This window comes from Actinokineospora lacus (assembly GCF_053813445.1).
The window spans coordinates 302,600-318,971 of sequence record NZ_JBQERA010000006.1; the positions used below are offsets into that span (position 1 = coordinate 302,600).

The 16,372-nt window shown below is 70.5% G+C and carries 18 protein-coding genes; 7 read left to right on the forward strand and 11 right to left on the reverse strand.

What is annotated here, in order from left to right; genetic code table 11:
• On the forward strand, positions 1 to 858 hold the full coding sequence (gene dapF / locus ACTG9Q_RS17265; protein ID WP_455573812.1) for a diaminopimelate epimerase: 858 nt from the start codon (positions 1 to 3) through the stop codon (positions 856 to 858).
• Here the strand turns inward: dapF and ACTG9Q_RS17270 are convergent.
• A complete protein-coding gene (locus ACTG9Q_RS17270; protein ID WP_455573813.1) occupies positions 844 to 1,326 on the reverse strand; it encodes an Rv2732c family membrane protein in 483 nt (160 codons plus the stop codon). The genes dapF and ACTG9Q_RS17270 overlap by 15 nt on opposite strands.
• The gene (gene miaB / locus ACTG9Q_RS17275) at positions 1,323 to 2,780 is read right to left on the reverse strand and encodes a tRNA (N6-isopentenyl adenosine(37)-C2)-methylthiotransferase MiaB (RefSeq protein WP_455573814.1); all 1,458 of its coding nucleotides are present in this window, start codon (positions 2,778 to 2,780) and stop codon (positions 1,323 to 1,325) included. Before miaB ends, ACTG9Q_RS17270 begins: the two co-directional genes overlap by 4 nt.
• A gap of 69 nt (positions 2,781 to 2,849) precedes the next feature.
• Between miaB and ACTG9Q_RS17280 the strand changes: the two genes are divergently transcribed.
• Positions 2,850 to 3,788, forward strand: coding sequence for a TAXI family TRAP transporter solute-binding subunit (locus ACTG9Q_RS17280; protein ID WP_455573815.1), 939 nt, complete (start codon positions 2,850 to 2,852; stop codon positions 3,786 to 3,788).
• On the opposite strand, the gene ACTG9Q_RS17285 is transcribed toward ACTG9Q_RS17280, so the two are convergent.
• Positions 3,785 to 5,185: a sensor histidine kinase gene (locus ACTG9Q_RS17285; RefSeq protein ID WP_455573816.1), complete on the reverse strand. Its 1,401-nt coding sequence runs from the start codon at positions 5,183 to 5,185 to the stop codon at positions 3,785 to 3,787. The two genes, ACTG9Q_RS17280 and ACTG9Q_RS17285, sit on opposite strands and share 4 nt — an antisense overlap.
• A 31-nt stretch (positions 5,186 to 5,216) precedes the next feature.
• Entirely contained in the window at positions 5,217 to 5,900 is a 684-nt protein-coding gene (locus ACTG9Q_RS17290; RefSeq protein ID WP_455573817.1) for a response regulator transcription factor, read from the reverse strand.
• Between the two features lie 169 nt (positions 5,901 to 6,069).
• On the opposite strand from ACTG9Q_RS17290, the gene ACTG9Q_RS17295 reads away from it, so the two are divergent.
• The 4 genes from ACTG9Q_RS17295 (at position 6,070) to ACTG9Q_RS17310 (ending at position 9,342) form a co-directional block, all read left to right on the forward strand.
• Positions 6,070 to 6,798 (forward strand): amino acid ABC transporter ATP-binding protein, encoded by a 729-nt coding sequence (locus tag ACTG9Q_RS17295; RefSeq protein ID WP_455574041.1) that lies wholly within the window; start codon positions 6,070 to 6,072, stop codon positions 6,796 to 6,798.
• Between the two features lie 59 nt (positions 6,799 to 6,857).
• A complete protein-coding gene (locus ACTG9Q_RS17300) occupies positions 6,858 to 7,739 on the forward strand; it encodes a glutamate ABC transporter substrate-binding protein (RefSeq protein ID WP_455573818.1) in 882 nt (293 codons plus the stop codon).
• A 68-nt stretch (positions 7,740 to 7,807) separates the two neighbouring features.
• Positions 7,808 to 8,458: an amino acid ABC transporter permease gene (locus ACTG9Q_RS17305; protein WP_455573819.1), complete on the forward strand. Its 651-nt coding sequence runs from the start codon at positions 7,808 to 7,810 to the stop codon at positions 8,456 to 8,458.
• Positions 8,455 to 9,342, forward strand: a complete 888-nt coding sequence (locus tag ACTG9Q_RS17310; RefSeq protein ID WP_455573820.1) for an amino acid ABC transporter permease — start codon at positions 8,455 to 8,457, stop codon at positions 9,340 to 9,342. Before ACTG9Q_RS17305 ends, ACTG9Q_RS17310 begins: the two co-directional genes overlap by 4 nt.
• 54 nt (positions 9,343 to 9,396) lie before the next feature.
• Here the strand turns inward: ACTG9Q_RS17310 and ACTG9Q_RS17315 are convergent, their stop codons facing one another.
• From ACTG9Q_RS17315 to ACTG9Q_RS17345, 7 genes are all read right to left on the reverse strand, one after another.
• Positions 9,397 to 10,155, reverse strand: a complete 759-nt coding sequence (locus ACTG9Q_RS17315) for a succinate dehydrogenase/fumarate reductase iron-sulfur subunit (RefSeq protein WP_455573821.1) — start codon at positions 10,153 to 10,155, stop codon at positions 9,397 to 9,399.
• Between the two features lies 1 nt (position 10,156).
• Entirely contained in the window at positions 10,157 to 12,061 is a 1,905-nt protein-coding gene (locus tag ACTG9Q_RS17320; protein WP_455573822.1) for a fumarate reductase/succinate dehydrogenase flavoprotein subunit, read from the reverse strand.
• A 31-nt stretch (positions 12,062 to 12,092) separates the two neighbouring features.
• Positions 12,093 to 12,875 (reverse strand): hypothetical protein, encoded by a 783-nt coding sequence (locus ACTG9Q_RS17325; RefSeq protein WP_455573823.1) that lies wholly within the window; start codon positions 12,873 to 12,875, stop codon positions 12,093 to 12,095.
• 33 nt (positions 12,876 to 12,908) lie between these two features.
• Positions 12,909 to 13,190: a hypothetical protein gene (locus tag ACTG9Q_RS17330; protein WP_455573824.1), complete on the reverse strand. Its 282-nt coding sequence runs from the start codon at positions 13,188 to 13,190 to the stop codon at positions 12,909 to 12,911.
• A 222-nt stretch (positions 13,191 to 13,412) separates the two neighbouring features.
• Positions 13,413 to 13,868 carry a regulatory protein RecX gene (locus ACTG9Q_RS17335; RefSeq protein WP_455574042.1) on the reverse strand — a complete coding sequence of 152 codons (456 nt, stop codon included), beginning with the start codon at positions 13,866 to 13,868 and terminating at the stop codon, positions 13,413 to 13,415.
• A gap of 902 nt (positions 13,869 to 14,770) precedes the next feature.
• Positions 14,771 to 15,811 carry a recombinase RecA gene (gene recA / locus ACTG9Q_RS17340; protein ID WP_455573825.1) on the reverse strand — a complete coding sequence of 347 codons (1,041 nt, stop codon included), beginning with the start codon at positions 15,809 to 15,811 and terminating at the stop codon, positions 14,771 to 14,773.
• 162 nt (positions 15,812 to 15,973) lie between these two features.
• Positions 15,974 to 16,168: a DUF3046 domain-containing protein gene (locus ACTG9Q_RS17345; protein ID WP_455573826.1), complete on the reverse strand. Its 195-nt coding sequence runs from the start codon at positions 16,166 to 16,168 to the stop codon at positions 15,974 to 15,976.
• A 34-nt stretch (positions 16,169 to 16,202) separates the two neighbouring features.
• Here ACTG9Q_RS17345 and ACTG9Q_RS17350 point away from each other — a divergent pair, with 34 nt between their 5' ends.
• Positions 16,203 to 16,325: a hypothetical protein gene (locus ACTG9Q_RS17350; protein ID WP_455573827.1), complete on the forward strand. Its 123-nt coding sequence runs from the start codon at positions 16,203 to 16,205 to the stop codon at positions 16,323 to 16,325.
• Positions 16,326 to 16,372: the final 47 nt, after the last annotated feature.

Below are 16,372 nucleotides of genomic sequence, written 5' to 3' on the forward strand. Positions count from 1 at the left end.
ATGCCCATCCCGTTCCGCAAGGGGCACGGCACGGAGAACGACTTCGTGCTGCTGCCCGACCCCGACGGCGAACTCGACCTCACCGTCGGGCGGGTGCGGGCCCTCTGCGACCGCCGCCGCGGCCTCGGCGCGGACGGCGTGCTGCGGGTCGTGCGGACGAAGGCGGTCGAGGACGCGCCGCCCGAGGTGGACGGCGACGTGTGGTTCATGGACTACCGCAACGCCGACGGCTCGGTCGCGGAGATGTGCGGCAACGGGGTGCGGGTCTTCGCCCGCCACCTCGCCGAGTCCGGGCTGGTCAAGTCCAGGCCGGTCAAGTCCGGGCTGGTCGAGACCGAGTTCCCCGTGGGCACCCGCTCCGGCGTGCGCGCGGCCACCGTCCACCCGGACGGCAGCGTCACCGTCGACATGGGACCGGTGCGCCTGCTGGGCGAGTCGAGCGCCACCGTCGGGGGCCGGTCCGTGACCGGCCTCGGCGTCGACGTCGGCAACCCGCACCTGGCGTGCGTGGTCCCCGACCTCGACACCCTCGACCTGACCAGGCAGCCGGACTTCGACGCGGGCGTCTTCCCGCACGGGGTCAACATCGAGTTCATCGTGCCCGCCGCCGCGAACGAGATCCGGATGCGCGTGCACGAGCGCGGCGTCGGCGAGACCCGCTCCTGCGGCACGGGGACCGTCGCCGCCGCTGCCGCCGCCCTGCACCACAGCGGCGCGCGGACCGGTGAGGTCACCGTGCACATCCCCGGCGGCACGGTCCGGGTGACGATCGGGGAGGGCACGTCCACCCTCACCGGCCCGGCCGAGTTCGTCGCGGACGGGACCCTCGATGACGCCTGGTGGTCAGCTCACGCCTAGTGGACGCGACCACGCGGTGCGGAACCACAGCGTGGCCACGACGACCATCGCGATCTCGCTGATGACCAGCCCGATCCCCGGGCCCGGCGAGTCCAGCCCGGCCGAGGACTGGCGCGTCCAGATCGCCAGCAGGCCGTCGACCGAGGCGAACCAGCCGCCCAGGGCGCAGACCCAGCTCAGCGCCCACAGCCGGGTGATCAGGGCCAGCGCGGACGCCAGCACGCCGAACAGCAGCGACGTCGCGGCGAAGAGCCGGGGCACCATGCCCGCCTTGCCCGCGGCGTCGCCCGTGCCGAAGAGCACCTGCCAGCCCGCCGCGTCGCCCATCCACGGCAGGATGTAGCCGATCATCAGCACGAACACGCCGACGGCCAGCACGACCGCGCGCCCGCCCAGCTCCACCGTGCGCACGGCGCGGCGCTCCACCGCGTCCACCTCGGCGCGCAGCGCGTCGTCGTCGGAGGTCATGGCGTGGCACATCCAGAGGTCACCGGGGCGGCGGCAGGGGCGCCGAAGCCCGGCAGGCCCAAGCCGACGCCGGTCTTGGGGCGGATGCCCGCCTCGTGGTTGTCCCCGGCGCGAGTGCGCCGGTGGGAGACCAGCGGGCCGTCGGCGACCAGGTGGTGCGGGGCGGCGTAGGTGACGACCGCCTCCACGACGTCCCCGGGCCGCTCCGTCCCGGATGGGGTGAAGTGGACCAGCCGGTTGTCCCGGGCCCGGCCGCTCATCCGCCGCGTGTCGGCGTCCTTGCGGCCCTCGCCGGTGGCGACCAGCAGCTCGACGGTCCGCCCGACGACCTGCTTGTTCTGCTCCCACGACACGGCGTCCTGCAGCTGCACCAGCCGCTCGTAGCGCTCCTGGACCACCGCCTTGGGCAGCTGGTCGGGCAGCTCGGCGGCGGGTGTGCCGGGGCGCTTGGAGTACTGGAAGGTGAACGCGCTCGCGAACCGGGCCTCGCGCACGACGTCGAGCGTCGCCTGGAAGTCGGCCTCGGTCTCGCCGGGGAAGCCGACGATGATGTCGGTGGTGATCGCCGCGTCCGGCATCGCCGCGCGGACCTCCTCCAGGATCGACAGGTAGCGCGTGGAGCGGTAGGAGCGGCGCATCCGGCGCAGCACGTCGTCGGAGCCCGACTGCAGCGGCATGTGCAGCTGGTGGCACACGTTCGGGGTCTCGGCCATGGCGGCGATGACGTCGTCGGTGAAGTCCTTGGGGTGCGGGGAGGTGAACCGGACCCGCTCCAGGCCGTCGACGTCCCCGCACGCGCGCAGCAGCTTGCCGAAGGCGAAGCGGTCGCCGAACTCCACGCCGTAGGAGTTGACGTTCTGCCCGAGCAGGGTCACCTCCAGCACGCCCTCGGCGGCCAGCGCCCGCACCTCGGCGAGCACGTCGCCGGGGCGGCGGTCCTTCTCCAGGCCCCGCAGCGACGGGACGATGCAGAACGTGCAGGTGTTGTTGCAGCCCACCGAGACCGACACCCAGCCCGCGTACGCGGAGTCGCGGCGGGCGGGCAGCGTGGAGGGGAAGGTCTCCAGCGACTCCAGGATCTCCACCTCGGCGCGCCGGTTGTGCCTGGCCCGGTCGAGCAGCACCGGCAGCGAGCCGATGTTGTGCGTGCCGAACACGACGTCGACCCACGGCGCGCGGCGGACGATCTCGCCGCGGTCCTTCTGGGCGAGGCAGCCGCCGACGGCGATCTGCATGCCCGGGTTGGCGGTCTTCACCGGCGCGAGGTGCCCGAGGTTGCCGTAGAGCTTGTTGTCGGCGTTCTCCCGCACGGCGCAGGTGTTGAGCACGACGACATCGGCGACCTGCCCGGGGACGGCCGCCGCGTAGCCAGCGTCCTCCAGCAGGCCGGAAAGCCGCTCGGAGTCGTGGACGTTCATCTGACACCCGAAGGTGCGAACTTCATAGGTGCGCATCTCGGTGCTTGAGGGTACGCGTTCGCGAAGACCCCGCCGATGCCCACCCGGATCTGGCACGATCTGCCGATGGCGCGCATCCGGCTCGGCGTGGCGCTGGTGGTCGTGGCCGCCGTCGCCGTGCTGCTGAGCGCCTGCAACACCGGCTTCGAGGGCGTGCGCCTGCGGATCGCCGCCGGGCTCGAAGGCGGGGTGTACTACAAGCTGTCGGCTCCGCTGGCCGACGCCTGCCAGGCGCGCCTGGAGATGCCCCGCCCCGAGGTGCTGGAGACCCGCGGCTCCCCGGACAACCTGAACAAGCTGGTCAACGGCGAGGTCGACGTCGCGTTCAGCACCGCGGACGTGGCGGCCGCGCCGCCGCGGGGCCCGCGCAGGCCGATGGCGCTGGCCCGGCTCTACAACGACTACCTGCACCTGGTGGTCAGGAGCAGCGACACCCAGCTGCAGACCGTGGCCGACCTCGCGGGCAAGGAGGTCGCGATCGGCGCGCCGGAGTCGGGCGTCGCGGTCATGGCGACCCGGGTGCTCGAGGTGGCCGGGCTGGCGGGCCCGGGTGCGCTCACCAAGCGCGAACTCGGCCTCGGCGACTCCATCAAGGCGTTCGAGGACGGCGATGTGGACGCGTTCTTCTGGTCCGGCGGGCTGCCGACCGACCGGATCTCCGACCTGGCCGCCGTCCTGCCGATCCGGCTGCTCGACCTCAGCGACGTGCTGCCCAAGCTGCTCATCCGGTACCCGGTCTACAACGCCGAGCTGATCCCGGCCTCGACCTACCGGCTGGCGGGCCAGGCCGTGAACACGCTGTCGGTGCCGAACTACCTGCTGACCACCGACGCGATGCCCGAGGAGCTGGCGGCCGCGCTGGTGGCGACCCTGTTCGAGGCCCAGCCCGCCCTGGTGCGGGCGAACCGGGCGGCCACCGCCATCGACATCCACTCCGCGATCGAGACCGCTCCAGTCCCCCTCCACCCAGGCGCGGTGCGCTACTACCGGGACAAAAAGATCTAGACCGGTTGCGCGGGCAGCACCACGGTGACCCGCAGGCCGCCGCCGTCGGGCAGGTCCAGGCGCAGCTCCCCGTCCGCCTTGGCGACGATGCGGCTGACGATGGCCAGCCCGAGCCCGGAGCCGGGCACGTTCTGGTGGGCGTGGCTGCGCCAGAACCGGTCGGTGGCCCGCTCCAGCTCCTCCGGCCGCAGCCCCGGCCCGTGGTCGCGCACGGCCAGCTCCACGCGGTGGTCACCGGAGGTGACGGTGACCCGCACCCGTTCCCCGGACGGGGTGAACTTCAGGGCGTTGTCCAGCAGGGCGTCGAGGATTCCCTCGACCGCGCGGGCGGGGGTGAAGGCGGTCACGTCCCCGGCCAGGCCCTCGATGTCCAGGTCGATGCCGCGCGCGATGGCCACCACGTCCCAGTCGGAGACCCGCTCGGCGACGACCTGGTCGACGTCGACCGGGACCAGGTCGCTGCCCGCCCCCTCGGCGCGGGCCATGGCCAGCAGCTCGTCGAGGATGCGCTTGAGCCGGTCGGCCTCGGCGGCCGCGGCCTCCCTGTGCACCTCGGCGGTCTCGTCGACGTGGCCTTCGAGGTTGGCCAGGCGCAGCTTGAGCGCGGTCAGCGGGTTGCGCAGCTGGTGGGAGGCGTCGGCGACGAAGGCGCGCTGGGCGGCGAGGGTGTCGGCGACGCTGGCGGCCATCTGGTCGAACGAGCGGCCGAGCTGGCGCAGCTCCGGCGGGCCGTGGGCGCTGCCGACGGGCCGGACCTCGCGCCCGCCGACGACGGAGCCGACCAGCGCCCCGGTGGCCTCGTCCAGTCGGCGCACCGGGCGCAGAATCCACTGGATCACCGGGACGGCGACCAGCAGGGCCAGCGCGAACGCGGTCACCCCGCCCGCGGCGATGAGCAGCCACCACCACAGCATCCGGGTGCGGCTCTCGCCGGTCGGGGAGACGGTGACCACCGCCCCGCGCACGTCGGCGTCGACCAGCACCGGGCCCGCCAGCACCAGCGGGCGGCTGTCCCAGGGCAGCAGCAGCGGGCCCGACTCCGGCCTGAGCCCGGCCAGCGCCTTGTTGAGCTGGGTGCGCACCTCGGGGTCGTCGAGATCGATGTCGCTCTGCCCGAACCGGCCGGAGCCGACCTGGGCCTGGCTGTCGCGGTCGACCACGACCACGTCGATGCCGTACAGCTCGTGGTATCGCCGCAGTTCCTCGCGCATGGACGCGGGCTGGTTGTCGATGAGCGGGCGCTGGGCCATCGAGGCGAAGCGGGTGGTGTCGGTGAGCCGGTCGAGGAACACGTTGCGCTGCTCGGTGCCCGCCACCGACAGCGCCAGCGGCACCCCGAGGCCGAAGACGACCAGTGCGACGAGGAACCAGACCATGCCCAGCAGCCGAGTCCGCATCGCCGCTCCCCCCTGTCTGGTCCAGGATGCCTCAGTCGGTGCGGTCGGGTTTGCGCGCCAGCCGGTAGCCCACGCCGCGCACGGTCTCGATGAGCGCTGGACGGCCGAGCTTGGTGCGCAGGTTGGCCACGTGCACGTCGAGGGTCCGGTTCTCCGCCGCGCCCGCGCGGCCCCACACCTCGGCGAGGATGTGCTCGCGCGAGCACACGGCGCCGCCCGCCCCCACGATGAGCCCGAAGACGTGGAACTCCTTGCGCGACAAGGCGATCGCCGCACCGTCCACAGTGACCTCATGGCGGTCGAAGTCGACGTGCACGCCGTCGAGCTCGGCCACCCCGCTGCCGCCCGCGCCCGTCCCCGCGGGGGCTTTGCGCCTGCGCACGGCGTGCACGCGGGCCACCAGCTCGTCGACGTCGTAGGGCTTCACCAGGTAGTCGTCGGCGCCGGCGCGCAGGCCCAGGATGCGGTCGTCGACCTCGCCGCGGGCGGACACCACGATCACGGCGACGTCACTGGCCGCGCGGATCTGTCGACACAGGACGATGCCGTCCACATCAGGCAGGCCTAGGTCCAGCAGGACCACGTCGACGTCACCGACCGTGTCGAGCACCCCGGCGCCCGAGGCCAGCCTGCGCACCGCCAGGCCGCGCCGGACCAGCGCCGGGACGAGGGCGTCGGCGACCCGGTCGTCGTCCTCCACGAGCAGCACTCGCACCGCGTGTCCTCCCGGTTAGCGCAGGTGTGACAGAGTTGAGACCCTAAGTGTTGCTCAAGCCTGCTGGACTTCGGTGGCGGCCGGAGTAAGTTTCGCGAATCCGACCGCCCACCGTCGCCGAACGCGTTCGTGGAGGACCCGCATGACCGCCCAGGACCCCGGCACTCCGATGATTCGGATGGTGTCGGTGAACAAGTTCTTCGGCCAGCTGCACGTCCTCAAGGAGATCACCCTCGACGTGCCGAGGGGCCAGGTCGTGGTCGTGCTGGGCCCCTCCGGCTCCGGCAAGTCCACCCTCTGCCGGGCCATCAACCGGCTCGAACCCATCAACTCCGGGGTCATCGAGGTCGACGGCAGGCCGCTGCCCGCCGAGGGCAAGCAGCTCGCGCAACTGCGCGCCGAGGTCGGCATGGTCTTCCAGAGCTTCAACCTCTTCGCCCACAAGACGATCCTGGAGAACGTCGCGCTCGCGCCGGTCAAGGTGCGCAAGCAGCCCGCCGCCGAGGCGCGCAAGACCGCGATGGAACTGCTGGAGCGCGTCGGCATCGCCAACCAGTCGGAGAAGTACCCCGCCCAGCTCTCCGGCGGCCAGCAGCAGCGCGCCGCCATCGCCCGCGCCCTGGCCATGCGCCCGAAGGTGATGCTCTTCGACGAGCCCACCTCCGCCCTGGACCCGGAAATGGTCCAGGAGGTGCTGGACGTCATGTCGACCCTGGCGCGCGAGGGCATGACCATGCTCGTGGTCACCCACGAGATGGGCTTCGCCCGCCAGGCCGCCAACCGGGTGATCTTCATGTCCGACGGCGAGGTCGTCGAGGACAGCACGCCCGACACGTTCTTCACCGCCCCCAAGTCCGGGCGTGCGAAGGACTTCCTTGGCAAGATCCTGACGCACTGATCGCAACCCCCCGCTCGGCAGGCCGGGACCGCCTGCCGACGACATGTAAGGAGCAGTTCATGCGACTCCGGCGCCTCCTGGTCGGCTCGGTGACCGCGGCCCTCGCGCTCACGCTGACCGCCTGCGGTGAAGGTGGCACGGAGGGCTCCGCGCCCCCGGTGGACACCGGCACCGAGTTCGAAGCGGGCACCACCATGGCCACGCTCAAGTCGGCGGGCAAGGTCAAGGTCGGCACCAAGTTCGACCAGCCGCTGTTCGGCCTCAAGGGCCTCGACGGCAAGCCCGCGGGCTTCGACGTGGAGATCGCCAAGATCATCGCGGGCAAGCTGGGCGTCTCCGCCGACAGCATCGAGTGGGTCGAGACCCCGTCGGCGGTGCGCGAGGAGTCGATCGAGCAGGGCCGCGTCGACTTCGTCGTGGCGACCTACACGATCAACGACAAGCGCAAGGACCGCATCACCTTCGCCGGGCCGTACTACCAGGCAGGCCAGGACCTGATGGTCAAGAGCGACAACACGGCGATCACCGGTCCGGACTCGCTGAAGGCCGCCAACGTCAAGGTCTGCTCGGTCACCGGCTCCACCCCGGCCGAGAAGATCAAGGAGTACGTCGACGCCGCGAACATCGTGCTGTTCGACGTGTACTCCAAGTGCGCCGACGCGCTGCGCACCGGTCAGGTGCAGGCCGTCACCACCGACAACGTCATCCTGATGGGCCTGGTCGACAACAGCAACGGCGAGTTCAAGCTGGTCGACAAGGCCTTCACCGAGGAGCCCTACGGCATCGGCGTCAAGAAGGGCGACGTCAAGTTCTGCGAGTTCATCAACGACACGCTGAAGGGCGCGGCCTCCGACGGCGGCTACGAGAAGGCGTGGAAGGACACCGCGGGCAAGGTGGCCTCCGAGGTCCCCACGCTGCCCGAGACCGACGTCTGCAAGTAACCCAACGGTGATCAGGGCGTCCGCCGCTTGGTGGACGCCCTGATCCGTAGCCGGGGCACGGAGTCCACGTGAACGTCATCATCGATAACTTCGCCCTGTACCGGGACGGGTTCTTCAAAACCCTGCTGATCTGCGGGTACGCCTTCATCGGCTCCTTGGTCCTCGGTACCGTCATGGCGGGCTTCCGCGTCTCGCCGGTCCCGCCGCTGCGGTGGATCGGGTCGGGCTGGGTGACCGTCTTCCGCAACTGCCCGCTGACCGTGGTGCTGTTCTTCTGTGCGTTCGGCCTGCCGGAGATCGGCGTCAACGGCGCGTACTTCTGGTTCGGCGTCACCGGTCTCATCCTCTACACCTCCGCCTTCGTCTGCGAGGCGGTGCGCGCGGGCATCAACTCGGTGCCCGCCGGGCAGGCCGAGGCCGCCCGCGCCATGGGCTTCACCTTCGGCCAGTCCCTGGGGACGATCATCCTGCCGCAGGCGGTGCGCACCGTGGTGCCGCCGCTGGGCAGCGTCATCATCGCGATGGTCAAGAACTCGGCGATCGTCGGCGCCTTCGGGGTCGGCGGCGAGCTGTTCTCCGTCTCGGCCACGCTCACCAGCTCGCGCGGGGAAGCCGCGCTGCCGGTCTTCATCGGCGTCATCCTCGGATACCTGATCATCACCATCCCGGGCGGCCTGGCGCTCGGTTGGCTTGAGCGGAAGGTGGCGATCGTCCGATGACGGCGTCAGTCCTCTACGACGCCCCCGGACCACGCGCCAAGCGCCGGGTGCTGATCAGCAGCGTCTTCGCGGGCGTCGTCCTGCTCGGCGTGCTCGGCTTCGTCGGGTACCGGCTCTACGAGCGGGACCAGTTCACCGAGGACAAGTGGGGCCCGCTGCTCAACCCGGGCGACAGCGTGTTCACCCAGGTGTGGACCCTGCTCGGCGAGGCACTGGCCAACACCCTGGTGGCCGCGGCGCTCGCGGTGGCCCTGTCCCTGGTGCTCGGCACGTTCCTGGCCGTCACCCGCATCACCGCCAGCCGCTGGTACCGCTGGCTGGTGGTCGGCTTCATCGAGCTGCTGCGCGGCATCCCGGTCGTGCTGACCATCTTCTTCGCCGCCCGGGTGCTGCCTGAGTTCGGTGTGGACATCCCGCTGCTGTGGTACCTGGTGATCGGCCTGACCGCCTACAACATGGTGATCATCGCCGAGATCGTGCGCGCGGGCATCAACTCCCTGCCGCGCGGTCAGCGCGAAGCGGCCGAGTCGCTGGGGATGAGCCGCGGCCAGGTGCTGACGCTGATCCTGCTCCCGCAGGCGTTCCGGGCGATGCTGCCCGCGCTGATCAGCCAGCTGGTCGTGGTCCTCAAGGACACGTCGCTGGGCTTCATCATCAGCTACGAGGAGACCGTCCGGGTCGCGGGCTTCATCATCCAGAACCTGGGCAACCCGATCCAGGTCTACTTCGTGCTGGCCGTGATCTTCATCGTGGCGAACTACGCGCTGAGCAGGCTGGCCGTCTACGTGGAGAGGCGGCTCAGCCAGAGCCGCAAGTCCACCGAGGAGGGCGTCGTGCACGCCGACGACATGGCGGGCGCGGGCGCCACCGGCGCGGGCGGCTGAACCCCACGCGAAAGGCCCCGGTCCTGGTGCGGACCGGGGCCTTTCGCGTGGGGGCTACTTCGACTCAGAGCGCTTGAACAGCTTGTTGCCCAGCCAGACGATCGGGTCGTACTTGCGGTCGGCGACCCGCTCCTTCATGGGGATGAGGGCGTTGTCGGTGATCTTGATGTGCTCCGGGCAGACCTCGGTGCAGCACTTGGTGATGTTGCACATGCCCAGGCCGTGCGCGTCCTGGGCGTCGCGGACGCGGTCGGCGCTGTCGAGGGGGTGCATCTCCAGTTCGGCGATGCGCATGAGGTAGCGGGGCCCGGAGAAGGACTCCTTGTTCTCCTCGTGGTCGCGCACCACGTGACAGGTGTTCTGGCACAGGAAGCACTCGATGCACTTGCGGAACTCCTGCGAGCGCTCCACGTCGACCTGCTTCATCCGGTACTCGCCCGGCTGCAGGTCCTTCGGCGGGGCGAACGACGGGATCTCCCGCGCCTTGGTGTAGTTGAAGGACACGTCGCACACCAGGTCGCGGATGACGGGGAAGGTCCGCATGGGGGTGACGGTGACGACCTCGTCCTCGGTGAAGGTCGACATGCGGGTCATGCACAGCAGGCGCGGGCGGCCGTTGATCTCCGCGGAGCACGAGCCGCACTTGCCCGCCTTGCAGTTCCAGCGCACGGCCAGGTCCGGGGTCTCGGTGGCCTGCAGGCGGTGGATGATGTCGAGGACCACCTCGCCCTCGTTGACCTCGATGTCGTAGTCGTGCAGGGCCCCGGCGTCCGCGTCGCCGCGCCAAACCTTGAACTTCGCGGTGTAGGCCACGTCAGGACGTCCTTCCGGGGTGCGCCGCCAGTTCGGCGTCGGTGTAGTACTTCTCCAGCTCCGGCAGCTCGAACAGGGTCAGCAGGTCCTCCCGCATCGGGTCCTGCTCCTTCCTGACGACCTCGACGTCGGGCACCGGGCCGTCACCGGAGGTCGAGCAGACCAGCAGCGTGTTGCGCCACGCGGAGTCCATCTGCGGGTAGTCGTCGCGGGTGTGGCCGCCGCGGCTCTCGGTGCGCATGAGGGCGGCGCGGGCGACGCACTCGCTGACCAGCAGCATGTTGCGCAGGTCGATGGCCAGGTGCCAGCCCGGGTTGAACTGGCGGTGCCCCTCGACGGTGACCTTGCCGACGCGCTCGCGCAGCGAGGCCAGCTTCCCCAGCGCCTGCTCGACCTCCTCGGCCTTGCGGATGATGCCGACCAGGTCGTTCATCGACTGCTGGAGCTCGTTCTGCAGCGTGTAGGGGTTCTCGGCGTTGTCGACCGGGTCGAACGGGGCCAGCGCGGTCCGCGCCGCCTCGTCCACATCGGACTGATCACAGGCGGGGCGGTCGCTGAGGCCCTGCACGTAGTCAGCGGCGCCCAGGCCCGCGCGGCGGCCGAACACCAGCAGGTCCGACAGGGAGTTGCCACCCAGGCGGTTGGAGCCGTGCATCCCGCCGGAGCACTCCCCCGCGGCGAACAGGCCGGGCACGCTCGCCGCGGCGGTGTCCGGGTCGACCTCGATGCCACCCATGACGTAGTGGCAGGTCGGCCCGACCTCCATCGGCTCGGCGGTGATGTCGACGTCGGCCAGTTCCTTGAACTGGTGGTACATCGAGGGCAGCCTGCGCCGGATCTCCTCGGCGGGCAGGCGGCTGGCGATGTCGAGGAACACCCCGCCGTGCGGTGACCCCCGGCCCGCCTTGACCTCGGAGTTGATCGCCCTGGCCACCTCGTCGCGGGGCAGCAGGTCAGGCGTGCGCCGGTTGGACTCCTGGTCGGTGTACCAGCGGTCGGCCTCCTCGGGCCCCTCGGCGTACTGTCCTTTGAAGACATCCGGGACGTACTCGAACATGAAGCGCTCGCCGTCGGAGTTCTTCAGCACCCCGCCGTCGCCGCGCACGCCCTCGGTGACCAGGATGCCCTTCACGCTGGGCGGCCAGACCATGCCGGTCGGGTGGAACTGGACGAACTCCATGTTGATCAGCGTCGCGCCCGCGCGCATGGCCAGCGCGTGCCCGTCGCCGGTGTACTCCCAGGAGTTCGACGTCACCTTGAAGCTCTTGCCGATGCCGCCGGTGGCCAGCACCACCGCGGGTGCCTCGAACAGCACGAACCGGCCGGACTCGCGCCAGTAGCCGAACGCGCCCGCGATCCGGTCGCCGTCCTTGATCAGCTCGGTGACGGTGCACTCGGCGAAGACCTTGATGCGGGCCTCGTAGTCGCCGAACTCGGCGTGGTCCTCCTGTTGCAGCGACACGATCTTCTGCTGCATCGTGCGGATCAGTTCCAGGCCCGTGCGGTCGCCGACGTGCGCCAGGCGCGGGTAGGTGTGACCGCCGAAGTTGCGCTGGCTGATGCGGCCGTCCGCGGTGCGGTCGAACAGGGCGCCGTAGGTCTCCAGCTCCCACACGCGGTCCGGGGCCTCCTGCGCGTGCAGTTCGGCCATGCGCCAGTTGTTGAGGAACTTGCCGCCGCGCATGGTGTCGCGGAAGTGGACCTGCCAGTTGTCGTTGGCGTTGGCGTTGCCCATCGACGCCGCGCAGCCGCCCTCGGCCATCACCGTGTGCGCCTTGCCGAACAGCGACTTGCACACCACCGCGACGCGCAGACCCCGCTCCCTGGCCTCGATCACCGCGCGAAGTCCCGCACCGCCGGCACCGATCACCACGACGTCGTAGGGGTGCCGTTCAACCTCGGTCATGCTTTGTTGCCTTCTCTTTGTGGTGGGGGCGTCAGAAGATGCGCAGGTCGCTGATGGCGCCGCTGGCGACGAGCATCACGTACAGGTCGGTCAGGACCAGCGTGCCCAGCGTTGTCCACGCCAACTGCATGTGGCGGACGTTGAGCTTGGAGATCGCCGTCCACAACCGGTACCGCACCGGGTGCTTGGAGAAGTTCTTGAGCCGCCCGCCCGCGATGTGCCTGCACGAGTGGCAGGACAGCGTGTACGCCCACAGCAGCACGACGTTGACCACCAGGATGATCCCGCCGACCCCGAGGCCGTTGGTCAGCGCCAGGATCGCGTCATAGGTGTTGACGACCGAGATGAGCGCGGCCACGTAGAAGAAGTAGCGGTGCGCGTTCTGGATGATCAGCGGGAACCGCGTCTCACCGGTGTAGCGCTCGTGCGGCTCGGCCACCGCGCAGGCGGTCGGCGACTGCCAGACCGAGCGGTAGTAGGCCTTGCGGTAGTAGTAGCAGGTCAGGCGGAAGCCCAACAGGAACGGCAGGGCCAGGAAGCCCAGCGGGATCCAGCCCGGCAGCTCCGGGAGCGGAGTGCCGAAGTGGCTGGACCCCGGCAGGCACGAGTCGCTCAGGCACGGCGAGTAGAACGGCGTGAGGTAGCCGTATTCCTCCACCCAGTACCACTTGCCCATGAACGAGCGGATGGTGGCGTACACGACGAAGGTCAGCAGGCCCAGGTTGGTCAGCAGTGGCGGGAGCCACCACCGGTCGGTCCGCAGGGTGCGTTCTGCGATGCGGGCCCTGGTGGGGGCGCCAACGCCTGACTTCATGCGCGTCCTCGTCGTTGAGTGGTGGGGAAAGGGCTAGCGCTGGTAGCCCCCGACACCCTCGTCGTCCGCGCCCTGCCACAGCGCGGGGTCGTAGGGCGTGTCCGGCACGACGACGATCTGGTCCGCCGCGCCCTGTCGGGGAACCGGCGCGGTGGCGGGCTGGGTGAGCTCACCCGCGTCGATGTCGAGCCGGTCGACGTCGTTGGCCAGCCTGCGCACCGCGGGGACGTCTCCGTACCGCGCGCGCAGGGCGCCAACACATTGCCGCAGCTGACCGATCGCCCGCTGCAGCTCGCTGTACTCCGTGCTCGACATGTCCGCACCTCCGTAGGCCGGTTCGATCGCGGCGCCGCACCCAGGGTTTCCCTGGACCCGGCAACCGCTCGCCGCCGACTCTGCCGTGCCGATGCCAGGTGTGACAAGTACCACAGGGTGCCCGCCGCAGCGTCGCCGAACCACCGTCGAGACGAAGTTGCAGCCTGTGATCTCACTCACAAACAGCCGCTGAGCTGCGGAAACGTCCCAGCGCCATGATCGTTAGTCGGGCTCGCCGAGACCCTCGGCGCCCAGCTCGGCGCGCACCACGCGATACGCCATGCCCTGCCCGTAGCCCTTGCGCGCCAACATGCCGACGAGCCTGCGGATCTTGGCCTGCTCGTCCACTCCGGACATCGCCCGCATCCGCTTGCGCACCAAGGCGGCGGCCCGCTCCTCCTCGGCCTCGTCGTCCACCGAGGCGACCACATCGGCCACCACGTCGCCGTCGACCCCGCGGCGCTTGAGCTCCATGGACAGCGCGCGCCTGCCCAGACCCTGGTTCTCGTGGCGGGAGCGCACCCACATCTGCGCGAAGGCGGCGTCGTCGATCAGGCCCGCGTCGTCGAACTTGCCGAGCACGGCCTCGGCGACCTCGTCGGGGATCTCCCGCCGCCGCAACGCCTGCGCCAGTTCGAGCCGGGTGTGGGCGCGCATGGCCAGCAGGCGGTAGCAGATTTCTTTGGCCTTGACCGCCGGGTCCTCGTCCTTTTGGGCCTCCGCCTTTGGGGCCCCCGCCCGCCGGGACCACCCGCCACCGCCGAACGACGACCGCCCGCGGCGGGACGGGGTGGCCTTCTCCTCGGCGCCCGCCTCGTCCGACTCCGGCGGGGCACTCGCCCGCGACTGCCCCAGCCCACGCGCGGGCTTCTTGGCCGCCCGGGACTGTCCTAAGCCACGTGCGCCCTTCCTGGCCGAACGCCCCTCATCCAGCTCAGGCGGAGCCTCCTCGGCCGCCAGCGCCTCTCCTGGCCCGCTCTGCGCACCCCCGGCGCGTGCCTTACCCAAGCCGCGAGGGGCCTTGTCGGCCGCGACCGCCTGCTCGGCCCCCTGGGCAACGTCCTCGACCGCACGCGACCGCCTGGACGCGCGCGCGGGCTTCTCGGCCGCGACAGCCTGCTCAGGCCCACGTGGGGCGTCCTCGACCGCGCGCGGCTGCCTCGACGCGCGCGCGGGCTTGTCGGCCTCCGCACGAGCCTTTCCCGGGCCGCCCGCGGCCTTCCCTGGCCCTGGCGTCTCGGCGGGCTCGCGCTCGGCGGCGGACAGAGCCGAACGGCCGCCCTGGGCCCGGATCGACTCGATCCACGCCTGGGCATCCGCCGCCGACTCGACCCGCACAGCGGCAGGCCAGCCTGGTCGCTCATCGCCCGCCCGCGGGCCCGCACGCCGTAACCGTTCTTCTTGCCCCGAACGTTCTTCGTCCCCCGAACGTTCTTCGTCCCCTGCCGGTTCTCCGGCCCCGGAGCTGTCCTCCCCGGAGCGCTCCGGGGAGGCGACCGCGTCGTCCCAGCCCACCAGCGCTTCCGGGGGCTGGGCCGGAGTGACCACCCAGTCATCGGGCCACTCCGACCGCCCCGACATCAGAAGTCGACCGGCGCCGGGGCGGTCTCCTCGGCGTCGAGCTTGGGTCCGATGCCCATCTTCTCCTTGATGCGCTTCTCGATCTCGTCGGCCACGTCCGGGTTCTCCAGCAGGAACTTGCGGGCGTTCTCCTTGCCCTGGCCCAACTGGTCGCCCTCGTAGGTGTACCAGGCGCCGGACTTGCGCAGGATGGCCTGCTCGACGCCCATGTCGATGAGCGAGCCCTCGCGGCTGATGCCCTTGCCGTAGAGGATGTCGAACTCGGCCTGCTTGAACGGCGGGGCGACCTTGTTCTTCACGACCTTGACCCGGGTGCGGTTGCCGACCGGCTCGCCGCCGTCCTTCAGGGTCTCGATGCGGCGCACGTCCAGGCGGATCGAGGCGTAGAACTTCAGCGCCTTGCCGCCGGTCGTCGTCTCCGGCGAGCCGAACATGACGCCGACCTTCTCGCGGAGCTGGTTGATGAAGACCGCGGTGGTGCCGGAGTTGCTCAGCGCGCCGGTGAGCTTGCGCAGGGCCTGGCTCATCAGCCGGGCCTGCAGGCCGACGTGGCTGTCGCCCATCTCGCCCTCGATCTCCGCGCGCGGCACCAGGGCGGCGACGGAGTCGATGACCAGGATGTCCAGCGCGCCGGAGCGGATCAGCATGTCGGCGATCTCCAGCGCCTGCTCACCGGTGTCGGGCTGGGAGACGAGCAGGGCGTCGGTGTCCACGCCCAGGTTCTTCGCGTAGTCGGGGTCCAGCGCGTGCTCGGCGTCGATGAAGGCGGCGATGCCGCCCGCGCGCTGGGCGTTGGCCACCGCGTGCAGGGCCACCGTGGTCTTACCGGATGACTCCGGGCCGTAGATCTCCACGACCCGGCCGCGCGGCAGGCCGCCGATGCCCAGCGCGACGTCGAGGGCGATGGAGCCGGTCGGGATGACCTGGATCGGCGCCCGGGTCTCCTCGCCCAGGCGCATCACCGAGCCCTTGCCGAAGTTCTTGTCGATCTGGGCCAAGGCCAGTTCGAGGGCCTTGTCCCGATCGGGAGCTGCTGGCATCGTCGTTCCACCTCGGTTTCGAGACTGCTTTGTGCTCACTCCGTTGACGCTACGGGCAGGGACCGACGATTCTCCGTAGACCTCGCCGTACCTGTGGACAACCGGGCTCGCTGTGGATGGATCGTAGCGAACAGGTGTTCGATCGCGTATACGACACGCCGTTCAGCGGCGGTCGGCGGGAACCTCGAACACTTCGCAGACGGCCTGCCAGATGTCCTTGGTCGGCAGCCCGGCGTCGATGGCCTGGTCGACGGTGCGGCCGCCGAGGGCGGCGAAGACGTGGTCGCGGGCGATGGTGTCGGCCAGCAGGGCGCCGAACTCCTGGGCCAGCCGCGAGCGGAAAGCGGTGATGCGCATCGGTGGCGAGTCTACGGACGCCTAGACTCGGCGCGTGCTGCTCCTGATCGAGGGTCCCTCCGCCACCGAGGAAATGATCCTCAACATCGCCATTGTCGCCGGGCTGCTTGCCGCTGTCGTGATGGGCCTGCTGCACCTGCGCAACCGCCGCAAGTGACCCGTTCCCCCGGCTGGGTTTCCCGCTGAGACCTGCCTGCTGAGAGA